The organism is Derxia gummosa DSM 723 (assembly GCF_000482785.1).
Classification (GTDB): Bacteria; Pseudomonadota; Gammaproteobacteria; order Burkholderiales; family Burkholderiaceae_E; genus Derxia; species Derxia gummosa.
This window is the reverse complement of the sequence record NZ_KI519499.1, coordinates 545,639-568,384: the sequence shown is the minus strand read 5'-3', so window position 1 is coordinate 568,384 and position 22,746 is coordinate 545,639. Positions and strand designations below refer to the sequence as shown.

The 22,746-nt window shown below is 69.9% G+C and carries 20 protein-coding genes, 1 pseudogene and 1 CRISPR repeat array; of the genes and pseudogenes, 7 read left to right on the top strand and 14 right to left on the bottom strand.

Features of this window, described 5'->3' with window-relative positions; genetic code table 11:
* Positions 1-4: 4 nt before the first annotated feature.
* Positions 5-1,077: direct repeats of the CRISPR family, unit length 29 nt; unit sequence GCGTTCCCCACGGGCGTGGGGATGAACCG.
* Between the two features lie 213 nt (positions 1,078-1,290).
* From H566_RS0119890 to H566_RS0119880, 3 genes are read right to left on the bottom strand one after another with little or no spacing between them, the layout of a single operon-like run.
* Positions 1,291-1,671: a c-type cytochrome gene (locus H566_RS0119890; RefSeq protein WP_028312811.1), complete on the bottom strand. Its 381-nt coding sequence runs from the start codon at positions 1,669-1,671 to the stop codon at positions 1,291-1,293.
* A 17-nt stretch (positions 1,672-1,688) separates the two neighbouring features.
* Positions 1,689-3,032, bottom strand: coding sequence for a hypothetical protein (locus H566_RS0119885; protein WP_028312810.1), 1,344 nt, complete (start codon positions 3,030-3,032; stop codon positions 1,689-1,691).
* A 51-nt stretch (positions 3,033-3,083) separates the two neighbouring features.
* Positions 3,084-3,629 (bottom strand): cytochrome b, encoded by a 546-nt coding sequence (locus H566_RS0119880; protein ID WP_051379048.1) that lies wholly within the window; start codon positions 3,627-3,629, stop codon positions 3,084-3,086.
* Positions 3,630-4,161: 532 nt separating this feature from the next.
* Between H566_RS0119880 and H566_RS29225 the strand changes: the two genes are divergently transcribed.
* Positions 4,162-4,392, top strand: coding sequence for a hypothetical protein (locus H566_RS29225; protein WP_156924509.1), 231 nt, complete (start codon positions 4,162-4,164; stop codon positions 4,390-4,392).
* Positions 4,380-5,285, top strand: coding sequence for a ferritin family protein (locus tag H566_RS0119875; protein WP_034412270.1), 906 nt, complete (start codon positions 4,380-4,382; stop codon positions 5,283-5,285). The genes H566_RS29225 and H566_RS0119875 overlap by 13 nt, the downstream gene beginning before the upstream one ends.
* 3 nt (positions 5,286-5,288) lie before the next feature.
* Here H566_RS0119875 and H566_RS0119870 read toward each other — a convergent pair whose 3' ends face one another.
* The 5 genes from H566_RS0119870 to H566_RS0119850 all read right to left on the bottom strand — a co-directional run bounded on the left by H566_RS0119870 (position 5,289) and on the right by H566_RS0119850 (position 10,072).
* Complete coding sequence (locus H566_RS0119870; RefSeq protein ID WP_028312807.1) at positions 5,289-6,260, bottom strand: FkbM family methyltransferase; 972 nt, start codon at positions 6,258-6,260, stop codon at positions 5,289-5,291.
* Positions 6,261-6,359: 99 nt separating this feature from the next.
* Positions 6,360-7,121: a hypothetical protein gene (locus H566_RS0119865; RefSeq protein WP_028312806.1), complete on the bottom strand. Its 762-nt coding sequence runs from the start codon at positions 7,119-7,121 to the stop codon at positions 6,360-6,362.
* A complete protein-coding gene (locus H566_RS26600; RefSeq protein ID WP_034412268.1) occupies positions 7,118-8,821 on the bottom strand; it encodes a glycosyltransferase family 9 protein in 1,704 nt (567 codons plus the stop codon). The genes H566_RS0119865 and H566_RS26600 overlap by 4 nt, the downstream gene beginning before the upstream one ends.
* Before the next feature lie 205 nt (positions 8,822-9,026).
* Positions 9,027-9,773: a flagellar brake protein gene (locus H566_RS0119855; protein ID WP_028312805.1), complete on the bottom strand. Its 747-nt coding sequence runs from the start codon at positions 9,771-9,773 to the stop codon at positions 9,027-9,029.
* Positions 9,770-10,072 carry an EscU/YscU/HrcU family type III secretion system export apparatus switch protein gene (locus H566_RS0119850; protein ID WP_084545315.1) on the bottom strand — a complete coding sequence of 101 codons (303 nt, stop codon included), beginning with the start codon at positions 10,070-10,072 and terminating at the stop codon, positions 9,770-9,772. Before H566_RS0119850 ends, H566_RS0119855 begins: the two co-directional genes overlap by 4 nt.
* Before the next feature lie 250 nt (positions 10,073-10,322).
* Here H566_RS0119850 and H566_RS30510 point away from each other — a divergent pair.
* Positions 10,323-12,860: pseudogene (locus H566_RS30510) on the top strand (glycosyltransferase); the annotation flags it as partial.
* 1,259 nt (positions 12,861-14,119) lie between these two features.
* On the opposite strand, the gene fliK reads toward H566_RS30510, so the two are convergent.
* From fliK to H566_RS0119815, 6 genes are all read right to left on the bottom strand, one after another.
* Positions 14,120-15,223, bottom strand: coding sequence for a flagellar hook-length control protein FliK (fliK, locus tag H566_RS30225; RefSeq protein WP_028312803.1), 1,104 nt, complete (start codon positions 15,221-15,223; stop codon positions 14,120-14,122).
* 16 nt (positions 15,224-15,239) lie between these two features.
* Positions 15,240-15,548 carry a flagellar protein FliT gene (locus H566_RS26590; RefSeq protein WP_051379046.1) on the bottom strand — a complete coding sequence of 103 codons (309 nt, stop codon included), beginning with the start codon at positions 15,546-15,548 and terminating at the stop codon, positions 15,240-15,242.
* 31 nt (positions 15,549-15,579) lie between these two features.
* Positions 15,580-16,077 carry a flagellar export chaperone FliS gene (gene fliS, locus H566_RS26585; protein WP_051379045.1) on the bottom strand — a complete coding sequence of 166 codons (498 nt, stop codon included), beginning with the start codon at positions 16,075-16,077 and terminating at the stop codon, positions 15,580-15,582.
* A 108-nt stretch (positions 16,078-16,185) separates the two neighbouring features.
* The gene (fliD, locus tag H566_RS0119825) at positions 16,186-17,634 is read right to left on the bottom strand and encodes a flagellar filament capping protein FliD (protein WP_034412266.1); all 1,449 of its coding nucleotides are present in this window, start codon (positions 17,632-17,634) and stop codon (positions 16,186-16,188) included.
* A 36-nt stretch (positions 17,635-17,670) separates the two neighbouring features.
* Complete coding sequence (locus tag H566_RS27775) at positions 17,671-18,090, bottom strand: flagellar protein FlaG (RefSeq protein WP_051379043.1); 420 nt, start codon at positions 18,088-18,090, stop codon at positions 17,671-17,673.
* A 133-nt stretch (positions 18,091-18,223) separates the two neighbouring features.
* On the bottom strand, positions 18,224-19,084 hold the full coding sequence (locus H566_RS0119815; RefSeq protein ID WP_028312801.1) for a flagellin N-terminal helical domain-containing protein: 861 nt from the start codon (positions 19,082-19,084) through the stop codon (positions 18,224-18,226).
* Between the two features lie 513 nt (positions 19,085-19,597).
* Between H566_RS0119815 and flhD the strand changes: the two genes are divergently transcribed.
* The 4 genes from flhD to motB all read left to right on the top strand — a co-directional run bounded on the left by flhD (position 19,598) and on the right by motB (position 22,649).
* The gene (flhD, locus tag H566_RS0119810) at positions 19,598-19,933 is read left to right on the top strand and encodes a flagellar transcriptional regulator FlhD (RefSeq protein ID WP_028312800.1); all 336 of its coding nucleotides are present in this window, start codon (positions 19,598-19,600) and stop codon (positions 19,931-19,933) included.
* Positions 19,934-20,007: 74 nt separating this feature from the next.
* Complete coding sequence (gene flhC / locus H566_RS26575) at positions 20,008-20,604, top strand: flagellar transcriptional regulator FlhC (protein WP_084545314.1); 597 nt, start codon at positions 20,008-20,010, stop codon at positions 20,602-20,604.
* A gap of 151 nt (positions 20,605-20,755) precedes the next feature.
* On the top strand, positions 20,756-21,607 hold the full coding sequence (gene motA / locus H566_RS0119800) for a flagellar motor stator protein MotA (RefSeq protein WP_028312799.1): 852 nt from the start codon (positions 20,756-20,758) through the stop codon (positions 21,605-21,607).
* A gap of 10 nt (positions 21,608-21,617) precedes the next feature.
* Positions 21,618-22,649, top strand: a complete 1,032-nt coding sequence (gene motB / locus H566_RS26570) for a flagellar motor protein MotB (RefSeq protein ID WP_084545313.1) — start codon at positions 21,618-21,620, stop codon at positions 22,647-22,649.
* The last annotated feature ends 97 nt before the right edge of the window (positions 22,650-22,746 follow it).

The following is a 22,746-nucleotide window of genomic DNA, read 5'->3' as shown; positions in this document are numbered from 1 at the left end:
GTGCGCGTTCCCCACGGGCGTGGGGATGAACCGTCGATCGGCTACCTCAGCACCCAGAAGGCCACGGCGTTCCCCACGGGCGTGGGGATGAACCGAAGGCGCCTCCGCCTCCGCCGCCGATCAATGAGGCGTTCCCCACGGGCGTGGAGATGAACCGTTCGGGGCGGGGGCGGATTGTGCGGCGGCCGGCGCGTTCCCCACGGGCGTGGGGATGAACCGCTCGACGACATCGCCGAGAGCCTCGCCAAGCTGCGTTCCCTACGGGCGTGGGGATGAACCAGGGACCGACCGGGCGGGCGGGTATCGCGCGCTCGCGTTCCCCACGGGCGTGGGGATGAACCGCCCGGGCTGATGCAGGTGTGGGCCGCCTATGGCGCGTTCCCCACGGGCGTGGGGATGAACCGATCCTTCCACGCCCGCTCGATCGCGCCGAAATCGCGTTCCCCACGGGCGTGGGGATGAACCGGGCGTGCTCGCGCTCGCGGCCTTTTTCGGCGCGCGTTCCCCACGGGCGTGGGGATGAACCGGACGGCGGCAACTGGTTCGCGCACGTCGAGGAGCGTTCCCCACGGGCGTGGGGATGAACCGTGGCCCTTCGGGAAGGCCTGCGCGGCCGGGCTGCGTTCCCCACGGGCGTGGGGATGAACCGGTGATCGGCCAGAAGCAGGCGCTGAGGTCGGCGCGTTCCCCACGGGCGTGGGGATGAACCGCTTGGGACGTCGGTCTGGACGGGATTCTGGGAGCGTTCCCCACGGGCGTGGGGATGAACCGAACCACCGACGGCTGCAGCAATCGCCAGTGCTGCGTTCCCCACGGGCGTGGGGATGAACCGGTGATCGGCCAGAAGCAGGCGCTGAGGTCGGCGCGTTCCCCACGGGCGTGGGGATGAACCGCTTGGGACGTCGGTCTGGACGGGATTCTGGGAGCGTTCCCCACGGGCGTGGGGATGAACCGAACCACCGACGGCTGCAGCAATCGCCAGTGCTGCGTTCCCCACGGGCGTGGGGATGAACCGCTCTGGAAGCACTGCGCGGAGACGGGCGACACCGCGTTCCCCACGAGCATGGGGATGAACCAGCGCCGCTCGACGCCATGTCGCGCCTGCTGTCGCGTTTCCCACAGGCATGAGGATGAACACCCCACCGCGCGATTCGACCCCGTTCCTCCCTTGCGCCCCCAAGCACATGGCGATGACCTGCGCGCCAACTCCGTCAAGCAGCCCGCGCACAGGCATTCCCACGAGCAGAGCGACGACCCGCTGGTCTCCGGGAGACCGACTCGCCTACCTCCTCACCGCACCGTCGCCAGATACGCGATCAGATCCGCCCGATCCTTCGCCTCCGCCATGCCGTCGTACTTCATCTTCCCGCCCGGCACGGCCTGCTTCGGCGCCTTGAGATAGGCGTCGAGCTGTTCGGGCGTCCAGGTGATGCCGCTGGCCTTGAGCGCGTCGGAGTACGAGAAATCACCGATCTGCCCGGCCTTGCGGCCGACGCTCGCGAACAGCGACGGCCCCTTCTTGTTGCGGCCTTCCTTGAGGCTGTGGCACTCGGCGCAATGCTCCGAGAACAGGTCGGCGCCGAGCTTGGCATCGCCGGCAGCGAGGGCGGGCGTGGCGATCGCGGCGCCGAGCAGCAGCGCGGCGGCGCGGCGGAGGAGGGAGGCGTTCATGGCTTTGCCCTTGCGGTTCAGAACGAGGTCCACGCGAACAGGAACAGCGTGTTGTTGTCGGAGGCGTTGCGGCCGCTGCCGTCGTAGTTGCTGCGGCTGCCGTTGAAGCGGCCGTAGCGCGTGTATTGCAGGCCGAGCCTCAGATTGGCCCAGGGCTCGCCCCAGGAGCCTTCCTTGCCGAAGGGTGTCCAGTCGAGCTGGAGGATCTGGCCCGTCGTGTTGGGCTTGAGCGAGCTGTTGTCGGCGTAGAGCAGGGCGTCGGCGCTGCCGGTGGTGATGAACTGGCCGAGCGTCACACCCCAGGTCTGCCGCCAGTGGTAGCTACCGTTGAGCCGCCATTCATTGAGCGTGCCGGCTACCTGCTCGGCGCCGCCGTCGGCCACGAGCGCGTCGCGGCGCTGCTTCTCGTGCAGATAGCTGCCCTGCACGGTCCACACGTGCTCGCGCGTGCCGAGGTACTGGTACTGCGCGTCGGCGCCGAGGTCGTTGTAGCGGTTGCCCGGCGAGGCGAGCTGGCGGTCGGGCCGGATCAGGCTGTTGAAGCCGTACACGCCGGCCGACCAGGCGTCGCGCTTGCGGTCGTCGAACCAGGCGAGGCGCCAGTAGGTCGTGCCGTGGCCGAGCCGGCCCGGATCGTCGGCGCTGCCGAGGCCGAACTTGGTCTGCATCGCGGGCGACAGGCTGCGGTAGGTGCCCAGCTCGGCATACAGGTGGTCATCCCAGAAGCCGTAGCCCGACAGCCCCAGCACCCGCCCTTCGACGCCGCCGTTGAGCAGGCTGGCCGCATCGACGCCGCCGAAGCCGAGCGCCGAGCTCGTGTACGGAAAGCGCCAGACCGGCAGCGTCGCGAATGGGTCCTGCACGCCCGGGTTGTTGTTGAGCGACAGGCCGAGCAGCAGATCGCGGCCGCCGAGCTGGGTGTCCTTCACGAAGCGCAGATCGGCCTGGTCGAGCGCGGTCGTCTTGCCGATGCCGTCGTAGGTCACCTGCACGAAGGCGCCGAACTGGTCGGCCAGCCGCCCCGCGAGAAACACCGACGCCTCGTCGAGCGCGAGGTTGTTGTTGGCCTTGCCGCCGTCGGGCGGCGGGTCCTGGTCCTTGCCGGTGCGCGTGTACGAGCCGACCGCCATCGCCGACAGCGGCACCTTGCCGTCCTTGCCGTCGGTGTCGGTATAGCCGCCGAGCTTGAAGCGGATGCCGTGCGGCGTGAGCTGCGGGCCATAGCCGCCGATGTGGCAGGCGGCGCAGTCCTCGCCGGTCTGGCGCGCGAAGCTCGGGACGGCCTGGGCCGCCGGCTGGGCGGCGAGGCCCGCGAGCGCGACGAGCGAGCCGAAGGCTGCGCGACGGGGGAAGTGACGCATCGGGAAAGACTCCAGGAGGAAGGCGCGCCCCGGCCGGCGGGGCCGCCGGGATCAGCGCCGCAGGCGCGGGAGCATCGCGACGAGCACGTCGTCGCGCTTGAAGTGGTGGTGCCAGAGCGCGGCGGCGGCGTGCAGGCCTGCCAGCGCGAGAAAGCTCCAGGCGGCGACGCCGTGCGCCTCCTCCAGCTGGTCGGCGAGGTCGTCATCGGCCTCGACGAGCACGGGCAGGTGGATGCCGAAGGGCAGCGTCGCGTTGCCATGGGCATTGCTTGCGAGCCAGCCGAGCAGCGGCACCAGCACCAGCAGCGCGTACAGCCCGAGATGGGCGCCGGCCGCGAGCAGCCGCTGGGCCGCGGGCGCGTCGCGCAGCGGCTCGGCGGTGGCGAGCCCGAAGCGGCTGACGATGCGCGCCAGCGTCAGCGCGAAGGCGAGCAGCCCGGCCAGCCGGTGCCATTGCAGCAGCGTCATGCGCAGCGCATGCGATTCGAAGCTTTCGCGCGCCAGCGCGATGCCCAGCGCGGCAAGCACGCAGGCGAGAGTGGCCCAGTGCAGGGCGCGCAGCAGCGGAGGATGGATGGCGGGAGTGTGATTGAGCATGGCTTTTTAATGTGAAAAAAACACAGTCGAAGCGCCGGCGCAATGATTGCGCAGCAAAGGTTGCGAAATCATTTCGCCCTACGCACCAGTCTGGGCGCCGCTTCTTAATTTCTTCTGAAGCTTTTCTTTCGGTGCGGTTTCGGGAGGGGCGGCCGGCAAGCGACTGGCGTCATTGCAGCGCGATCGCGCGGACCCGATCGCGCGAGATATCCGTGCATTCCGCTCGGCTTCGGGCGGACGCAAACCTCGCGCAAGCCATGGCGGCCGCGCGGTGGCTGCTGCCTGCGGCAAACCCTCGTGTAGCGATTCCTACATTCGCGCCTCGGCGGAATTGGCGTGGCGTGGCGGGCTTGCCTGGCGATGGTGCTTGTTGCGCCGCGATTCAATGCATCCGTGAGGCATCGGGCGTCCGGGCAATGCCGGAATTGCGGCATTGCAGCAGCCTTGTCGCAAATCGTTCAATCGATATTCAGGCAATTGCCTGTCGGAAATGCGACAGGCGCTATCGCTTCAATATTTCGGGAAAACGCCCATGGCAGCCCGAATCGGGCAAGGCAACGATGAATTCACCGCCGCCGCATTGTTTCAGGTCAATCGGCGGTGCCGGATGAATCGTTTCGGTCAAAGGAGTCTTGCCACCGTCATTCAGCAGCCTTGCAACGCAATTCGATCCAGCCTTGTCTTTCCATTCAGGCGCGAATTGCCGGTGCCGATGCCCGGCATTCCGCCGATCAAGAGGAGCGGTGAATCATGGCCAATGTGACCTTTTCTTCCCCGATCATGCCGCGCGACATCACGGTGTATGCCGTGGCGGGCGATCGCGGCACCCTGCTTGCGCTTGCCAAGGCCCATCACATTCCGATTCCCTTCGATTGCCAGGATGGCGAATGCGGCTCCTGCGTGGTCGAGACGAAGAATCTCGACGCGCATTCGCGCCACGCGATCGCGCTGACCGAGAAGGAAAAGGAAATGCTGCGTCAGCTCGGCAAGATCACGCCGGAGGAAATCCGCGAGGCCGAGGTCAATGACGTGGCGCCGCGCTATCGGCTGGCCTGCCAGTGCTTCGTGCGCGACGAAGACAGCTTCGTTTCCTTCGACGGCGATCACACGCTGCCGGCAAAGGGGCCGGCGCTATCGACGGCGGCCGGCATCTACAAGGGCGGAGTCGAGATCCATTCGCTCGATGAATTCCTGAGCTTTGCCGTGAAGCTGGAGGAAGACGCCGCGCGCCATTACGAAACCCTGGCCGAGGCGATGGCGGCGGCTGGCAATCCCGATGTGGCCGGGCTGTTCCGGCAATTGGGCGGCTATTCGCGCCTGCATCTGGAAGCGGCTCGCGCGCGCTGCGAGCGCTATCACGCCGACATCCATCTGCCGGCCGATACCGCCTGGCCCGAGAACCATGCGCCCGAACGTACCGGGCTGTGGGCCGGCGATCCGGAATTGTCGCGGCTCGGCGCATTGAAGGCCGCGCTCGAAGGCGAAACCCGTGGCTACGAGTTCTATTACCGCGTCGCCAATACGGCGAAGGATGCCGAGGTGCGCAAGGTGGCGAAGGAATTCGTGCGCGAGGAAGCCGAGCATGTCGAGAACCTGCGCCGCTGGATCGAGACCGAATCCGCTGCGCGTTCCGAGGCGGAGGCGGTCACGGCCTGACGGTCAGGCGCGCGGCCGCAATTCGCCGGCGGCCGCGAGCACGTTGATGCGCTCGGGCAGCAATTCGCGCTCGTCGAGGCGGAAGGGGCGCAATCCGAGCAATTGCCGGCCGAGTTCGCGGGCCGGCTTTTCGCGCAGGCTGTCGCTGAAGGGGTCGTACCAGCCGAGCTGGTGGAAGCGGTAGCCGAGCGCTTCGAGCTGGGCGTACTGGCCGCGCGGCAGATGGCGCCAGTCCTCGAACACCACGAGCGGCTTGCAGCGCGCGAGCAGGCCGGCGGCGCCGCGCAGCACCTTTTCCTCATGACCCTCGACGTCGATCTTGAGCAGGTGGAGGTCGCCGTCGAGCACGTCGTCGAGCCGGGCGAGCCGGCAGGCGCGCGTGCCGCTGCCGACCGACACGTTGCCCGACCAGCCGTCGTCGGTGAGGTGGGCCTCGCCGGGCGCGTCGGACAGCGCCAGGCAGTGCGGGAAGACGCGATCGCCGAGGCCGAGCGCATCGACGATGCGCGCGAGATCGGCGTGGGCGGCGGGCTGGGGCTCGAAGCAGTCGATGCGGCCGGCGAAGCCGGGGCGCAACGCGGCCTGGAACGTGATCGGCCCCCAGTTGGCGCCGATGTCGGCGAGGCGGGCGTCGGCCGGCGTGAACAGGTCGATGACGGCGTGGATCTCGGGTTCGTAGCCGCAGGCGAAGGCGTCGATCGCGCGCGCGGCGCCGAGCAGCTGGTTGTTGCGCGTGACATCGAGCGTGACTTCGCGCCAGGCATCGCCGACGCGAAAGCGCAGCGTCTCGTGGCCGAGCGCGGCGCCGGCCGGGTCGCCCGCGCCGCGCGTGAGGTCGGCGATGACGGCGCCGAGTCCGTCGCGCGTCGCGCCGTCGAAGTAGGCCATGCGCGAGAGCCGGCCGCAGACCGAGCGCGGTTCGAGGTCGAAGAAGTGGGGCAGCGTGGCCGGGAAGGCGAGGATGTCGGCGGTCATGGCGGTGTCCGGTGCGGGTGGCGCGGTCGGCGTGCGGCGTGCCTGGCGGGTGGGCGTGCGTGCGGCGGTTGCGTTTCGGGCGCGGCGGCTGCGGCGCGCTCAGGCGCGGCGCGCGGCGAGAAAGCGCGCGAGCTTGTCGGGGCGCGGGCTGGCGGCGCGCGCGCGTTCGGCAATGTCGTCCAGGCCGAGCTCCTGCGCATGGCCCGCGATCGGCAGCGTGGCGGCGTCGGGCGCGGCGAGGGCTGCGTCGAGCAGCTGGCGCGCGAGGTCGAGGCGGTCGAGGTCGCGCGCGATCATCAATGCGCGCGCGAGCCGGCCGGCGTTCCAGTGGCCGCGCGCGAACAGCGCGACGAGGGCGTCGAAGGCGAGTTCCACCAGCCCGAGCTGCCAGCCGATGCCGGCGAGCAGGTCGAGCTCGGCGATGTCGAGCCGGTTGTCGCGCAGCGCGAGGGCGAGGCATTCGAGGTTGCGGCCGGCGCGGGCGTCGAGGGCGGCGGTGTCGGCATCGTCGGGCGCGCCATGACCGGCCGCGCGGCGCCGGGTGCGCAGCAGCGCGAGCAGGCGCAGCGCGAGCGTGGGCGTGAGCGGCAGGTCGTCGGGCAGGCGCGCGTACAGGGCGTGCAGCGGCCGGGCCGCGCCGATCTGCACCAGCAGCGTGGCGAGCACCTCGGCCACGGCGACGGCCTGGGCCGGCGGCACGGCCATGACGGCGAGTTCGAGCAGGCGGGCGGCGTCGCGCTGGCGGTTGGCGGCCTGGGCGGCGAGGCCGTCGCGGATGAGGGCGTCGATCTCGGCCGGCGCGGCGTCGAGCGGTCGCGCGCAGCGCAGCAGCGCGGGCTGGAAGTCGAGGGCGGTGGTCATGGCCGGGTCTCCGCGCCGGGTTGGACGAGCAGTTCGGCGCCATGGGCGCCGATGGCGACGAGCTTGCCGCCGGGCGCGAGGCCGCGCAGCAGCGCGCGGGCGATGCGGCCGAGGGTGGCGGCGTCGGCGGCGGGCAGGAGCCAGACCGCGCGGTCGAGGCTGCCGGCATCGATGGGCGGCACGAGCTGCGGCGCGCGCTCGCAGTCGCCGGCGTGGCGCGCGCGGTCGGGCGTGGCGCCGGGCTGGCCGTCGTCGAGCCAGACGCGGCGCGCGCCGGCCAGTTCGGGCGGCAGCGCGGCGGCCAGCGCGAGCAGGCGGCGCGGGCCGTGGGCGAAGAGGGCGGCGCGCGGCGTGGCGGCATCGTCGTCGCGGTCCTTGCCGTCAGCGGCGGACGCGCCGCCGCGATCGTCGTCGGCGCCATGGCCATCGCCGTCGAGCGCGCGTTGCAGCGCGGCCGGCACGACCGGCGGCGCGGCGCCGTCCGCAAGCGCTTGCAGATGGGCGCCGATCAGCCGGTCGATCGCATCGGCGCGGACTTCTGGCGCGGACGCGCCGGGGCCGGCGGCATCGCGCAGCGCGCGCGCGGCGGCGACGATCTCGTCGAGGTCGAGCGAGCCGACGCATTCGGGCTCGCGTTGCAGGCGCGGGCACTGGTGCAGGTAGTCGGGCGTGGTCCACCAGCAGCCGCCGCACTGGCGCGGCAGCACGTTGCGGTTGGCGCCGAGCGCGAAGAATTCCGGCGGCGTCGAGCCGAAGAAGATCACCGCCGGCGTGCGCACCGCGCGCGCGAGGTTGGCGAGGCCGCCCTCCGGGCCGATGTGGGCGTCGGCGCCTTGCAGCACGAGCGCGGCGGAGCGCAGGCCGGTGCGCCCGCGCAGGTCGAGATCGCAGCCGGGGATGGGCGGGTCGTCGGGCGTGCCCATCTGCACCAGCGGCAGGCCGAGGCCGCGCAGCCGGCCGGCGAGGTCGGCCATGCGCGCGTCGGGCAGGCATTTGGTCCAGCCGCCTTCGCGCCACGGCAGGGCCTCGGCGGCGTTGCAGACGGTGAAGTAGCGCGGCGGCAGCGCGGGCAGGTCGGCGGCATCGGCCGGCGCGGGCGCGATGCGGTAGGCGGTGAAGTCGGCGCCGGGCGCGGTGGCCGGGGTGGCCGGCACGCCGTGTCCGGCATCGAAGCCGCCGGTGCGTGCCATGAGTCCGGCCATGTCCAGGCCCTCGGCGGCGGCGGCGCGCCAGAGCGCGTCGTTGTCGCGCGGGAAGTCGCGCAGGAAGTCGAGCCAGGGCGCCTGTGCCTTCTGCGCCTCGCGCACGAATTGCAATTCCCCGGCGGACAGGCGGCGCGCGGCGTCGCGGCCGAGTTCGTACACGAGGGCGTACTTGCATTGCACGACCAGGTCGGCGAGGTCGTGCCGGCGCACCAGGTCGCGCAGCGCGGCGTGGTCGGCCGAATCGGCCTTGAGCCAGACGTCGGCGTCGCCGAGACCGGGCATCAGGTCGTCGATGAAGGCGCTTGCATGCACGACGGCGATCCAGGCGCGCGGCAGCCGGCGGCGCAGCGCGTGCAGCGCCGGCGTGATCTGGAGGATGTCGCCGAAGCTGCCGAGGCCGAACAGCAGCAGCACCGGCTGGTTGCCGGCGCGGCGCGTGGCGAGGTCATGGGCGAGGGCGCTGACGCGCGCGCTTGCCATGGTCGGGGCGGTCATGACCGGCTCCCGGAGCGGTGGGGATTCATCGTCGTGCCTGCGGTGTGGCGGATGCAGGCCATTCTCGGCAGCGGGCCGGCGACGGATCGGCCGATAAGCGCGGGGAAGGGGGCGTTATCGGCGCGGCGGCGCGGATCTTGAGGGCGTCGCGTCGGCCATGGCGTGTGCCGGCGGATGGCTCCGACCCCGGCGGCCCGCGCGGGCTTCAGCGCCCCTTCACATGCCCCGTCTCGCGCGCCATGTCGTTGACGGCGCGCGCGATGGCCGGCTCCAGTCCGGCCGAGGGCTTGATGAATTGCAGGCCCAGTCGCCATTCGGGCTTGAGCTGGCGCGGGTCGCTCGTGGTGACGTGGCAGACGCGCAGGCTCATGAAGTAGCGCATGTCCTCCAGGTCGAGCGAGGCGTCCTCGAACACATGGCCCACTTCGGGCAGCAGGGTGTCGTTGGGCAGCACGATGCCCACGCCGCCCACGCTCAGGTCGCGCACCTTCCAGCTCGCCTCGAAGCCGCGAATGCGCAGCCGGGGCGCGAGGCGCGGCGGCACCAGTACCCGGAAGCTCTCGCGCCGCTGCAGCCGGTGCAGGCGGCTCGGCACGGCCAGCACCACGCCGCGGCCCGAATGGCCGGTGGTGTCGTCACCGCCCTCGACCGTGCCGCGCACGCTCACGTCGAAGGCGATGCGGATGTTGTCGAGCAGCACGTCGCAGATGCCCTCGCGCTCGTTGACCAGCGCGCGCTCGATCGAGCGGTCGCGTGGCGCGTCCACCAGCATCGTGCGCTTGCGGTCGTCGATGCGCGCCAGCGGCGACAGGAAGCTGGAGCGGCCGTCGGGCGTGGTGACGCTGCACAGCACGCGGCGCTCGGCGATGGTGCGCATCCAGCCCAGCACCTCGATCGGATTGCTGATGAGGTAGCGCTCGGCGCGCCAGGAGAAGGCGTCTTCGCTGCTCATCGCGCGGCCTCCTCGTCGAGTCTGGCCACCCAGGCAAGGATTTCGGCGACGGCCAGATACAGCTCGGGCGGGATCTGCATGTCGATGTCCATGCGCACCAGCGCGGCGGCGAGCGCCTCGCTGTGCACGCGGGGCACGCCGGCCTCGTCGGCGCGGCGCAGGATTTCTTCGGCGATCGCGCCGCGCCCGCGCGCCGTCACGCGCGGCGCGGCGTCGCGCTGCGGGTCGTAGGCGAGGGTGGCGGCCAGGGGCGGCGCGGCCGGCTGGCTGGGGGCGGGGGCGTCGGGGCGGCGGGTCATGGTCTTGGATGCCGTTCGTCGGCAGGTGTCCGGAAGTTAGTCCGGTCGGGCCGGCTTGCATGCCTTGAAGAGCGCGGGTCGGTGGCGGCAATTCGGCGCTTGCGATCGTCGTCTCACGGCGTTGGTGGCAAGGCGTGCCGATTGGCGGCGGCGGATTCCAATTGGCGCGGGAAGGGCCGGGTTTTCAGGCAATCGACGGACTCAAGAAATCCGATGCTGGCCCCGCCCCGATCAACGGAGTCGAAAAAAGATGACCCCGAATTCCCTAGCCGATGCGCTCGGTCGCATCGCCGCCGGCCCCGCCCGCGTCTCGCTCGTGCTCGACCCGGCGCCCGCGCCGGCCACCGCCCTGTTCGTCCTGTCCAGCGCGCTCACGCAGTCCGAGGCCTGGGCCGAGGTGCTGCTGCTCGACGGCGCCGACGCCGCGCTGCGCGCCGAGCTGTCGGCTCGCGTCGCGGCCGCCGGCCTCGTGCTGCGCGACTGCGCCGGCCCGACCGGCCTGACCGACGCCATCACCCGCGCCGAAGGCGCCTTCATCGCCATCGCCAGCGCCGATTGTGTCTGGGTCGAGGGCAAGCTCGCGCGCCAGCTCGAACTGCTGGCCGACGCCGGCTGCCCGGCGGTCTGGACCCATGTGGAAGCGCGTTCGCGCAATCCGCTCGAAACCCGCGCCAACCAGATCGCCGGCAAGGCCAGGGCCGTGAACCTGCCCGGCGCCGACAGCGCCGGCTGGCTCGCGCGCTGGGTGCGTGCCAACGAGTTGCCGCATGACGGCACCCTGGTCGCGCGCAGCGCCGCGCTGCGCGCCGGTCTGGCCGCGCTGCGCGCCGCCGGCGTGGGCGTGGCCCGGCCCTGCGGCCTCGCGCTCGCGCTGCACGCCGGCCGCCCGGCCATGCTCGAACTGCCGGCCGCGATCTGGCTGGTGGGCGACGAACGCGCCGTGCCTGTCGGCGGCCCGGCCGACGTGACCGAGCAGAACCTGCGCCGCCTCGACGGCCTCGACCTCGCCACCACGCTGCCGCCCGCGCTGCATGCCGCCGCCTTCGCCACCGAGATCGACGGCAAGGGCTGGGCCTGCGACGCGCTGCTGCCGCTGCGTATCGAGAGCCTGCTGACCGAGCCGATCTTCGACCTGCACATCTGGTCGGCGCTGCGCCGGCTGGCCGCCCATCCCGATGCCGGCGTGCGCGCCGCCACGCTGGCCTGGCAGGCCGAACTCGCGCGCCGGCTCGACCCCTTCGGCTACAAGCGCGCCTGCGGCAACGCCCGCGACGACGACGAGCGCCAGGAACTCGCGGTGCGGCTGTACGGCGACTTCACCAAGGTGCACGAGCTGCACGGCATCGAGGGCCAGCTGTTCGCCGAGCGCATCGGCAGCACCTGGTCGCACGCGCCGCGCTTCCGGGTGTTCGTGCCCGCCGAGTCGCATGAACTCAAGGCCCTGAGCGACACGCTTGAAAGCCTCTACCACCAGATGTACGGCAACTGGGTGCTGGAGGTGGTCTCCACCGACGGCGCGCCCGGCGAGGTGTTCAACACCGACGGCCGCCTGGCCTGGACCCGGCGCGAAGCCGGCGAAAGCTGGCGCGCGGTGGTCAACCGCCGCCTCGGCCAGATCGGCGCCGACTGGGTGCTCTGCCTGCCGCCCGGCAGCACGCTCGCCACCCAGGCGCTGGTGCAGATCGCCGACCACATCAACCTGCGCGGCGACGCCCGCGTGGTGTACGCCGACCACGACCAGGCCACCGGCGACGGCGACGAGCGCCGGCCGCACTTCAAGCCCGACTTCACGCTCGAACTGCTGCGCGGCCACGACTACATCGGCGCCGCCTGCGCCGCCGACGCGCGCGCCCTGGCCGACGCCGGCGGGCTGGAGGACGTGGACGGCCTCGCCTGGTACGGCGCGCTGCTGCGCGTGGTGGACAGCTTCAGCGAATACGTCGTGCGCCATGTGGCCGCGCCGCTGTTCCACTTCCAGGCCGAGCCGCCGGCCGACCACGGCCCCGAACTCATCGCCATCGTCCAGGCCCATCTCGACCGCCAGGCGCCCGGCTGCGCCACGGCCGGCGCCGGGCGCATGCAGAACACCGTGCGCACGACCTGGAAGCATGCGCATCCGCGCGTGTCCATCCTCGTGCCCACGCGCGACAAGATCGAATTTCTCGAGCCCTGCATCCAGAGCGTGTTCGAGCTGACCGACTACGCCGACTTCGAGGTCGTGGTCATCGACAACCAGTCGAGCGAGGCCGAGACCTTCGAGTTCTACGACCGCATGCGCGCCGAATGGGGCTCGCGCTTCTGCGTCGTGGGCTATCCGCATCCGTTCAACTACGCCGCGCAGATGAACCTCGGCGTGCGCGCCGCCACCGGCGACGTGATCGTGCTGCTCAACAACGACTGCCAGATCGTGCAGGCGCAATGGCTCGAACGCATGGTCCAGCACGCGATGCGCCCCGACGTGGGCGTGGTGGGCGCGCGGCTGGTGTTTCCGGAGAGCGGGCTGCTGCAGCACGCCGGCATCGTGCTCGGCATGCGCGACGGCGCGGGCGACCCGATCGTCTCGCCGGCCCAGCATCTGCACATCGGCGAATCGCCCGACCAGCCGGGCTGGATGAACACCCTCGTCACCGACCACGAGGCCAGCGCCGTGACCGGCGCCTGCCTCATGACGCGGCGCGAGGTGTGGGAGCAGCTCGGTGGCATGGACGACCAGGCCTTCGCCGTGCTCTACAACGATGTCGACTACTGCCTGCGCGTGCGCCGCCTCGGTCTCAAGGTGCTGATGACGCCCTTCGCCACGCTGGTGCATCACGGCAGCGTGTCGATCCGCGCCGAGTTCGGCCTCGATGCCGAGCGCGCCGTGGCCGATGCGCAGAAGTCGGTCACGCGCAGCCAGGAGCGCGACCGCTTCCTGACGCGCTGGCTGCCGCAGATCGCCAACGACCGCTTCTACAACCCCAACCTGTCGCTCTCGAACTCGCGCGCGCTGCCCGAGACCGCGCTGCCCATCAACTGGGACCGCGCCTTCCACGACCGGCCGCGCGTGTTCGGTCTGCCGGCCCCCGGCGGCGCGGGCGACTACCGCATGATCGACCCCTTCCGCGGGCTGTCGGAGGCGGGCCTGATGCAGACCGACTACGTGCGCTTCGCCGGCGCCAAGCTGCGTCTGCCGAGCGTGCCCGAGCTGGCGCGGCTGGAGCCCGACGTGTTCGTGCTGCACACGGCGGTGAGCGACGGCCTGATCGCGGCCTGGAAGCGCTACAAGCGCTTCCTGCCCAACATCCTGCGCGTGCAGGGGCTGGACGACCTCATCACCGCCATCCCCGAGAAGAGCAGCATCCACGACGACATGAAGCGCCAGTACCGCGACATGCGCCGCCGCCTGCGCGAATCGCTCGCGCTGTCGGACCGGCTCGTGGTGTCGACCGCTCCGCTGGCCGACTTCTGCGCCGGCATGATCGACGACATCCGCATCGTGCCCAACGGCCTGACCCGCGCGCGCTGGGACGGGCTGCGCAGCCGCCGCAACCGAGGCGCGAAGCCGCGCTTCGGCTGGGTCGGCGCGGCCCAGCATCGCGGCGATCTGGAACTGGTGTTCGAGGTCGTGAAAGCGCTTGCAGGCGAGGTGGACTGGGTCTTCATGGGCATGTGCCCGGACGAGATCCGGCCCTACGTCAAGGAGTTCGTGGGCTGGACCAGGATCGAGGACTACCCCAAGCGCATGGCCGCGCTCGACCTCGACCTGGCGATCGCGCCGCTGGAGGTGAACGCCTTCAACGAGTGCAAGAGCAATCTGCGGCTGCTGGAGTACGGCGCCTGCGGCTGGCCGGTCGTGTGCACCGACATCCATCCCTACCGCGAGGCCAACGCGCCGGTGGTGCGCCTGCCCAACGAGCCGGCCAAGTGGATCTCGACGCTGCGCGAACTCGCGCATTCGCCCGACGTGCGCGCGAAGCTCGGCGACGGCCTGCGCGACTGGGTGCGCAACGGTTTCTGGCTCGACCATCACCTCGACGACTGGGCCTCGGCGTTCTCGCCGCGCGGTGTTCAGGACTTGCGGATCGGCGAATACGAGGGCGTTGACGACGAGATGCCCCAGGCCGACAGCGAGCCGGCCAGCGACGAGGCACCGGCCGCGAGCGTGGCCAACGCCTCCTTCCCGGCGTAGATCGACAGATCGGCCTGCGTCCCGCTGAGCGCGAGGCGCAGCTCGACCGGCCCGAGATTGGGCAGCTGAAGGCGCAGCGTCGCGATGAGCGGCGCGGCGCCTTCTTGCTGTGCGCCGTGGCGGCCGTCCTCGGCGATGTCGAGCAGGGCGAGGCCCGTCGGGCGCGGCTCGGGCGCGAGCCAGCGCGGGTCGGGCTGGGGCAGGGCGGCGATGAGCTGAGGTTGCGGCGCCGGCTGCGACTCCGGCGTCGGCCGCGGTTGCGCGGCGGACGCGCGGGTGTCGGGCGCGAGCGTGGCGCTGCCGGGGGGGCCGCCGTCGTCGGCCGGCGTGGCGTGGCCAGGCGCGGCCGCAGGCGTGGTGGTCGCAGGGGTGGTGGTCGCAGGGGTGGCCGGGCTGGCGGAGGCGCCGCCGGCGGTCGGCATGCCATGGTCGGCGCCGGGGGCCGCGTCGCCCGAGGCCGAACGCGCGGGTGTCGCGGTGTCGGTGCCGCGCTGGCCGGGAGGCTGCCGGTCCTGGCCGTCCGCATCCCGCGAGCCGGCGCCGTCGCCGGGCGAGCCGGCGTTGACGGCGCTGGTCCAGTTGGTGAGCAGGCCGGCATCGACGGCCACCGCCGGCGTGCCCGGCGCGGGTGTCGTGTGCAGGTCGGCAAGGGCGGCGGCGGGTTCGGTGGCGCGCTTGATGAGCAGCGCGCTCTGGGTGGTGGCGAGCGGCACGGCCTCGGCGCTCGCGGTCCACGGAAAGACGGCGTGCGCCACCGGCTGGCTGCCCGGCAGATCGGGCGGTGGCAGGGCGCGCTGGAGCTGGGCCAGACGGGCGATGCCGCCCTCGACCACGGCGGCCTGGCCGGCCTCGCGCGTCGCGTTGAACAGCGGCGCGGGCAGGCGGTGCTCATGGCGCGCGAGCGCGCGCTGGGCGGCGGTGTCGGGACTGACCGGCGCTACGGGCGCGGCCGGCCCGGCGGGCGGCGTGATGCTCGGGTCCATCGCCGCATCATGCCGTTCAGCGCCGGTCGGCGTTGCGGGCGAGGCCGATCAGCGCGTGCACGCTGGCGAGACCGTCCTCGCAGAGACTGCGGATCTCGGCATCGTCGGCCAGGATCTGGCGCAGGGTGTTCATGCGCGTCTGGGCGATGTCCTGATCGAGCGCCGGTTCCGCGGTCACGTCGCGCAGTTCGCGGATCAGCTCGATGCATCGCAGTTCTATCGCTTCGACGCGCTGCCAGTCGCCGACCCGGGCGGCGGACAGCATCTCGGCGCTCGCGCTGCCGAGCCGGGTGTAGCAGTCGATGATGCGTTCGGAGCGACTCATGAGGCCTGGTGGTCGTGGGCGTGCCTGGAGGTCAGGCGGTCAGCACCCGGCGAGGTGCCGTGGGCTGGGCTGCTGCGAAGGCGCCGGCGGCATGCGCGCCGCCCGGGCGACCCGTCGTGGCTCCCGGTCGCGCGCCGGCAGTCGGCGCCTCGATCGAGTTCCAGGTGTCGCGCAGCTCCTGCAGCAGCGCGCGCACCGAGCGGATCGCGTCCATGTCGCGGCGCGAGCTGGCGGTGAGCAGGGTGCGTGTCATGTAGTCGTAGAGCTGGTCGAGGTTCTCGGCGATGGCGCCGCCCGCCTGCTTGTTCAGGCTTACGCGCAGACCCTCGGTGATGATGGCGCAGGCCCGGCCCACGAGCCGGCCGCGCTGCACCTGGTCGCCGGCTTCGTCGAGCGCGACGGCGCGGTCGATGGCCTCGATCGCGCCGTCGTAGAGCATCACGACGAGACCGACCGGGCTGGCGCCGAGCACGCGGCTCTCAAGGCCGACGGTGGCGTAGCTGCTGCTGCGTTTGGCGCTGGAAAACATGAGGGAGTCCCCCGTTCTGACTATCGTTAATCACGGCCGTCACGGCTCGAACCTGAGAGGCGCGACGGTCGGGCGTGAGCGTGAACAGGCCCATGCCCGCGCCGTTGCTCACAGCTTCGCGAGCTGCGTGGTGAGATAGGACATCGTCGCGTTGTTCTGCGAGACGATGGTGTCGAGCTTGGTGAACTGGCTCTGGTAGCTGGCCTGCACGGTCGCGAGCCGGGTGTTCTCGGCGTCCTGGCGCGCGCTGTTGCGCTTGATGCTCGCGTTGAGGCCGTCGGTGCGCGCCGCGAGCACGCCAGTGCTGCCCGTGATCGAGGTGATCAGCGTGTCGAGCGCGCCGCCCAGGCCCTTGCCGGCCGTGCCGCTCGCGTCCTGCGTGAACAGGCCCGTGACCGCGTCGTTGTCGGCCTTGAAGGCGGCGTTGAACTTGGTCGAGTCGAGCTTGAGGCTGCCGTCGGTCTGGATCGTGATGCCGGCATCTGCAAGCCTTTGCATCGAGCCGCTGCCGAAGGCGCTCGTGAGCGTGCTGCGCAGCTGCTGCTGGATGCCGCGCACCGCCGCGTCGCCGTTGAGCGCGCCGGCCGTCTTGGTCGAGGCGTTGTAGGCCGTGAGGCTGCGCATCGTCGAGTTGGCCGCGTTGTAGGCGTCGATGAGGGCGTTGATCGACTTGAGCGCGGTGCCCGAATCCTGAGTGACGGACAGCGTGGTGGGCTCGCCCACGTTGGTGCCCGACAGCGTGAGCGTCACGCCGTCGATCACGTCGGCCACCGAGTTGGTGGTCGAGCTCATCGACATGCCGTCGAGCGTGAACTTGGCGTTTTGCGCGGCCGCCATGAGCGTGGCGTTCTTGCCGCTGCCGGCCGTCGCGGTCGGGTCGTAGGCGAGGGAGGAGAGGCCCGCGTTGTCGGTGTCGTTGCCGTCGGGATCGGTGGCGGTGATCTTCATCGCCTGGTTCTCGCCGGTCTTGTCGTTGGTGATGACGAGCCGGGTGCCCGAGGCGTCGTTGATCAGGCTCGCGGTCACGCCCTGCTTGCCGGCGTTGATCGCGTTGCGGATGCCGATCGGCGTCATCTGGTCGGCCGGGATGGCGATGTCGATCGCGGCGCGGTCGGCATTGGCGGTGAAGCTGTTGCCGGTCGAGTTGTAGGTGCCGAAGGCGATGTGCAGGCTGCCCGCGCCGGTGGCGACGCTGGCCGTCGTGCTCGAGAAGGGCGCGCTGGCGGTGCGCTGGGCACGGGCCAGCTGCGAGACTTCGAGGCTGTAGTCGCCCGCGACCGCGCCGCTGCCGACCGACACCGCGGCCACCTTGGTGTCGACCACGGTGCCGCTCAGCGACACCAGGTCGGCCGGGCGCTTGAGGGCGCGCGCGGCGGTCTGCAGCGCCGAGAGCTTGGAGGAAATCTGCCCGTAGGCGGAAAGCTTGGACTGGTAGGACGAGGCCTGGCTCTTGAGGTTCGTGAGCGTGCCCTGCTCGACCTGCATGAGGCCCGAGACAAGGCTTGCGACGTCCAGCCCCGAGCCGATGCCGGCACTCGAAATGGTTCCGGTTGCCATGCGTCCCACCCTTCCTTAAGCGTTGCGTTGGCGCCGTCAGGCGCGTGTGCGTACCAGGGGGATGTCGCTGCTGCTCGACGAGGACGAGGTGTCCTTGCCCTTGAGCGCCTCGGCCATCCGCAGCACTTCCTCGGATGGAATTTGCCGCAGCACTTCCTTGGTCGAAGTGTCGACGATCTTGGTGATCACCCGGGAACTCGACGGATCGATCTCGAACCGGACCTGGCGGTTGTCATCCTCCAGGGACTGGTTGAGCTTCTTGACCGCGTCCTTCACGTCCTCGGGTTTGGCCTCCTTCGCGGCCTTGGCCTTCTCGGTGGCTTCGGCCTTCGCGCTCGCGGCGGTGGACGATGCGTCCTCGCCGCGCTGGGCGCGTGCCGTGGCCGCCGTCTTCTGACCCGTGGTTGCGAGTTCGAGGGTGGCGGTACTGCTGCTGTCGTTGGCGACGCGAATCATGGCGTTCACCTTGTCTTGAGAGAGTGACGCTGCATGGTCGAACAGGGATGGCCCTTGCGGACCATCCCGTCACGCCCACCTGCGCGAGGGAAGTGAGCCCGGCGGCGATCACCGCCGGGTCGTCGCGCGATCATCAGCGCAGCAGGCTCAGGACCGAGTTCGGCGCCGAGTTCGCTTGCGACAGCATCGCGGTACCGGCCTGCTGAAGGATCTGGGCGCGGGTCAGGTTGGCCGTTTCCGACGCGTAGTCCGCATCCATGATCCGGCTGCGCGAGGCGGCCAGGTTTTCCTTCGAGACCGACAGCGTGTTGATGACGGCCTGGAAGCGGTTCTGCGCGGCACCGAAGGTGGCGCGCTGCGAGCTGACCTGCGACAGCGCCGCGTCGATCGCCGAGATCGCGCTCAGCGCGGCCAGGCCGTCGCTGCCGGAGATCGCGGCACCCGTCGGGCCGGCGGTCGAGCTGGTGGCGATGCCCGAGATTTCGCCGTAGGCCGAGAAGGCGCTGGCGAAGCTGATGCTGACCTGGTTGTCCGACGCGGTCGAGGCGCCGACCTGGAAGGTCAGGTCGCCCGAGATCTGGAGGATCGACGTGCCGTTGAAGTTGGTGTTCTTGATCACGCGGTCGATTTCGTTCGACAGCTGCGTGAATTCCTGCTGCAGGCTGTCGCGGTCGCTCGACGAGTTGGTCGTGTTGGCCGACTGCACCGCCAGTTCACGCATGCGCTGGAGCGAATCACCGATCTGGCCGAGCGCGCCTTCCGCCGTCTGCGACAGCGAGATCGCGTCGTTGGCGTTGCGGGTGGCGACGGTCAGGCCGCGCACCTGCGAGTCCATGCGGTCGGCGATGGCGAGGCCGGCGGCATCGTCCTTCGAGCTGTTGATGCGCAGGCCGGACGACAGGCGTTGCATCGCGGTCGAGAGGGCGCCCTGCGAGTTGTTCAGATAACGCTGGGCGCTGAGGGACGCGGTGTTGGTATTGATGATGGCGGGCATGGCTGACTCCCCTGGGGGTGCATTCGTTTGGGCACGTTGTGTTGTGTGTGCCGATGAGCCAGTTAACGTGGCCCCGCCAAAAAACTTGAGAGCCAGCGACAGCCGGCGGCACAGGCCGCAGCTGAATGCGGCAAAAGCGCCAGAACTTGAGCGCTGAATGTGTGACTTAAATCACATATTCGGCGCTTCAATGCGCTCCGCAGACCGACTCGACCGCGTCTGCCGGCGGAATTGCCAACTTCCGCACAGCTTTTCTTCCGATCGACTCTCAAGTCGCCATGCCTCCCGCCGTTAGCTGCAATCAAGGCAGCGCCGCGGGACGCCGCCGCTTGTAAGGCAACTTCCTACAAGCCGGCGCCAGACGCTTCGTACACGCGATACAGCGAGTTTCGGATTCATGTCTCCCGTTGCCCTGCCGACAATGGGTCCCATTGAAAGGCGCTTCACACAGCAAGCGCCGATGCGGCGAAAGCCGCTCAACCGTGTGTCTGGTTCCAAGTCGAGGAGAGAAGCATGAACACCGAACAACTGATGCAAGAGATTCGCGAAGTGAACCTCTCGTACATGATGCTGGCCCAGCATCTGATCCGTGCCGACAAGGCCCAGGCGCTCTACCGCCTCGGCATCTCGGAAGAAGTTGCCGGCGTCATCGACTCGCTCACCCCGGCCCAGATGCTCAAGGTCGCCAGCGGCGCCACGCTGATGTCGCGCTTCCGCTTCGACGACGAGATGGTGTGGAACCTCCTCACCAGCCACAACAAGCCTGCCGCTACCGAAGACAGCGCCCACGCGCTGCACGCCAGCATCGTGATGGCGTCGAACTTCGCCGAAGCCACTTCGCGCCAGTAATTTCCCAAGGCCGCAGCAACGCGAGACCGTCCGGTATCGCGCCATACGAAGAGCCCGATCAGGAGGGAAAGAACATGACCAGGAAGAGCATCATCGGCGACTCGCGCGACGTTCAACGCGCGGTGGAACTCATCAAGCTCGGTGCCCGGCTGCAAGTGCTGGAGTCGGAAACCAAGCTGTCGTATGAACGACTGCTGAAGCTGTACAAGGAAGTGGAAGGCAAGTCGCCGCCGAAGGGCATGCTGCCCTTCAGCACCGACTGGTTCATGACCTGGCAGCCGAACATCCACAGCTCGCTGTTCCTGAACCTGTACGAGTACCTCAACAAGGCGACCGACATCGAGCCCATCGACGCGGTCATCAAGGCCTACCGTCTGTACCTCGAACAGATCGAGGCCAAGAACCTTGAACGCGTGCTCTCCATCACCCGTGCCTGGCGCCTGACGAAGTTTGTCGACGCCGGCATGCTGCGGCTCACGGGTTGCACCAAGTGCGCCGGCCATTTCGTCGTGCATGCCTACGACCTGACCGAAGGCTATGTGTGCGGCCTGTGCAATCCGCCGGCCCGCGCCGGCAAGACCGTCGCCGCGCGCACCGCGCGTCAGCGCGAGCAGCAGGCGCGTGGCGAGGGCCTCGTCCTGCCCCTGCACGACGACGAGATCGAAGCCTGACCGAAACGGCGAACACCCGGGCCGCAACCGGCCAGACTCGCCGTTACCCCAGCCTTTCATTCCGCCGAACGGCGCCGTTGCTTGAGTCAAGCCGGCGCCGTTCGCTTTTGGGGCACCGGCATCGATCAAACCAGGAAACACGGGTCAGACCATGTTCATCATCATCGGATACGTGATCATCATCGGTTGCGTGGTGGGCGGCTTCGCGCTGTCGGGCGGCCACCTCGCGGTGCTGTTCCAGCCGATCGAGCTGCTGGTCATCGGCGGCGCGTCGGCGGGGGCCTTCGTGGTCGGCACGCCAAAGAAGCATCTCGGAGCAACCTTCAAGGCGATCCCTGCCGTGTTCAAGGGCGTGTCGCTGTCGAAGGAGCACTACATGAACCTGCTCGCGCTGCTCTACGACATCCTCGGCAAGGTGCGCAAGGAAGGCCTCATGTCGGTGGAAGGCGATGTGGAGAACCCCGATGCTTCGCCGCTTTTCCAGAAATTCCCCGACATCCTCAAGGACCACCATCTCATCGAGTTCATCTGCGACTACCTGCGTCTCATGGTGTCGGGAAACCTGAATCCGATGGAGATCGAGAACCTGATGGACAACGAGCTGGAGACGCATCACCACGAGGCGCTCGCGCCCTCGCATGCGATCACGCGCGTGTCCGATGGCCTGCCCGCGATGGGCATCGTGGCGGCGGTGCTGGGCGTGGTGCACACCATGGGCCTGGTCGGCCAGCCGCCGGCGGTGCTGGGTCACGCGATCGGCGCGGCGCTGGTCGGGACGTTCATGGGGATTCTGATGTCCTACGGCTTCGTCGGCCCGATCGGCACGCTGATGGCGACCTACGTGGACGAGGAATCGAAGCAGTACCAGTGCGTGAAAGTGACGCTGCTCGCGAGCCTCAACGGCTATGCGCCGCAGATCGCGGTGGAGTTCGGCCGCAAGGTGCTGTTCGCGGCCGAGCGTCCGACCTTCAGCGAGCTGGAAGGCCACGTGAAGAAGAAGTGAGGAGCGCGCCATGAGCAGCGGCGGCGGCGGCGGGGGCGCGGGCGGCAACAAGGCCAAGCCCACCATCGTCATCAAGCGGATCAAGAAGGGCGGGCACGGCCACCACGGCGGCGCCTGGAAGATCGCCTATGCGGACTTCGTGACCGCGATGATGGCTTTCTTCCTGCTGATGTGGCTGCTCGGCTCGACCACCCAGGCGGAGCTGCAGGGCATCTCCGACTTCTTCGCCAACCCGCTCAAGGTGGCGAGCGCGGGCGGCTCGGGCGCGGGCGACGCGACCGCGATCATCCCCGGCGGCGGCACCGATCTCCAGCGCTCGACCGGCCAGGTCAAGAAGGGCATGTCGAACGCCGAGAAGAAGCGCGAGATGGAAAAGGAGATGCAGGAGCGCGAGCGCATGGAGCAGGCCAAGCTCGAGAAGCTGCGCGCCGACATCGAGGCGAAGATCGCCGAGAACCCGCGCCTGGCCGAATTCAAGAACCAGGTGAAGATCGACATCACGCCCGAGGGACTGCGCATCCAGATCGTGGACAGCCAGAACCGGCCGATGTTCGACGTGGGCAAGGCGGTGATGAAGCCCTACATGGGCGAGATCCTGCGCGAGATCGGCCCGGTGGTGAACGACGTCGACAAGAAGATCACGCTGCTCGGCCACACCGACGCCTCGCCCTACGCGGGCGGCCTCGGTGGCTACAGCAACTGGGAACTGTCGGCCGACCGCGCCAACGCGTCGCGGCGCGAGCTGATGGTGGGCGGCATCGAGCCCGATCGCATCGTGCGCGTGGCCGGGCTGGCTTCGTCGGTGCCCTACAACCCCGACGATCCGCTCGACCCGATGAACCGGCGCATCTCGATCATCGTGATGAACCAGGTGGCGGTGGACCGCATGTACAACCGCGAGAAGCAGTCCACCGCGGTACCGGACGCCGACGCGGCCGAGAACGCGATCGAGCACCAGGGAGGCGCCGGGCGGCAGATGTCGCCGCTCGAACGCCTGAACGATCAGGCCGCGCGTGGCGCGGCACGGAGCGAACGGCGCTGAGACCGTCGCCCGAACAGCGGGGCGAAGGCGCCCCTTCTCCGCGCGGCGGGACCGTCAAGCTCTCGCCCGCCGTGCCGAAACCGACTTAGCGCCTATC

Coding starts and splice junctions, on each gene's coding strand:
- H566_RS0119855 (WP_028312805.1), bottom strand. CDS start 9,773: ATGAGCAGCGAAGACGCCTTCTCCTGGCGCGCCGAGCGCTACCTCATC.
- flhD (WP_028312800.1), top strand. CDS start 19,598: ATGAACACCGAACAACTGATGCAAGAGATTCGCGAAGTGAACCTCTCG.
- flhC (WP_084545314.1), top strand. CDS start 20,008: ATGACCAGGAAGAGCATCATCGGCGACTCGCGCGACGTTCAACGCGCG.
- fliD (WP_034412266.1), bottom strand. CDS start 17,634: ATGGCAACCGGAACCATTTCGAGTGCCGGCATCGGCTCGGGGCTGGAC.
- motB (WP_084545313.1), top strand. CDS start 21,618: ATGAGCAGCGGCGGCGGCGGCGGGGGCGCGGGCGGCAACAAGGCCAAG.
- H566_RS26590 (WP_051379046.1), bottom strand. CDS start 15,548: ATGAGTCGCTCCGAACGCATCATCGACTGCTACACCCGGCTCGGCAGC.
- H566_RS26600 (WP_034412268.1), bottom strand. CDS start 8,821: ATGACCGCCCCGACCATGGCAAGCGCGCGCGTCAGCGCCCTCGCCCAT.
- H566_RS0119850 (WP_084545315.1), bottom strand. CDS start 10,072: ATGACCCGCCGCCCCGACGCCCCCGCCCCCAGCCAGCCGGCCGCGCCG.
- motA (WP_028312799.1), top strand. CDS start 20,756: ATGTTCATCATCATCGGATACGTGATCATCATCGGTTGCGTGGTGGGC.
- H566_RS0119875 (WP_034412270.1), top strand. CDS start 4,380: ATGGCCAATGTGACCTTTTCTTCCCCGATCATGCCGCGCGACATCACG.
- H566_RS0119885 (WP_028312810.1), bottom strand. CDS start 3,032: ATGCGTCACTTCCCCCGTCGCGCAGCCTTCGGCTCGCTCGTCGCGCTC.
- H566_RS0119880 (WP_051379048.1), bottom strand. CDS start 3,629: ATGCTCAATCACACTCCCGCCATCCATCCTCCGCTGCTGCGCGCCCTG.
- fliK (WP_028312803.1), bottom strand. CDS start 15,223: ATGGACCCGAGCATCACGCCGCCCGCCGGGCCGGCCGCGCCCGTAGCG.
- H566_RS29225 (WP_156924509.1), top strand. CDS start 4,162: ATGGCAGCCCGAATCGGGCAAGGCAACGATGAATTCACCGCCGCCGCA.
- H566_RS0119890 (WP_028312811.1), bottom strand. CDS start 1,671: ATGAACGCCTCCCTCCTCCGCCGCGCCGCCGCGCTGCTGCTCGGCGCC.
- H566_RS27775 (WP_051379043.1), bottom strand. CDS start 18,090: ATGATTCGCGTCGCCAACGACAGCAGCAGTACCGCCACCCTCGAACTC.
- fliS (WP_051379045.1), bottom strand. CDS start 16,077: ATGTTTTCCAGCGCCAAACGCAGCAGCAGCTACGCCACCGTCGGCCTT.
- H566_RS0119865 (WP_028312806.1), bottom strand. CDS start 7,121: ATGACCACCGCCCTCGACTTCCAGCCCGCGCTGCTGCGCTGCGCGCGA.
- H566_RS0119815 (WP_028312801.1), bottom strand. CDS start 19,084: ATGCCCGCCATCATCAATACCAACACCGCGTCCCTCAGCGCCCAGCGT.
- H566_RS0119870 (WP_028312807.1), bottom strand. CDS start 6,260: ATGACCGCCGACATCCTCGCCTTCCCGGCCACGCTGCCCCACTTCTTC.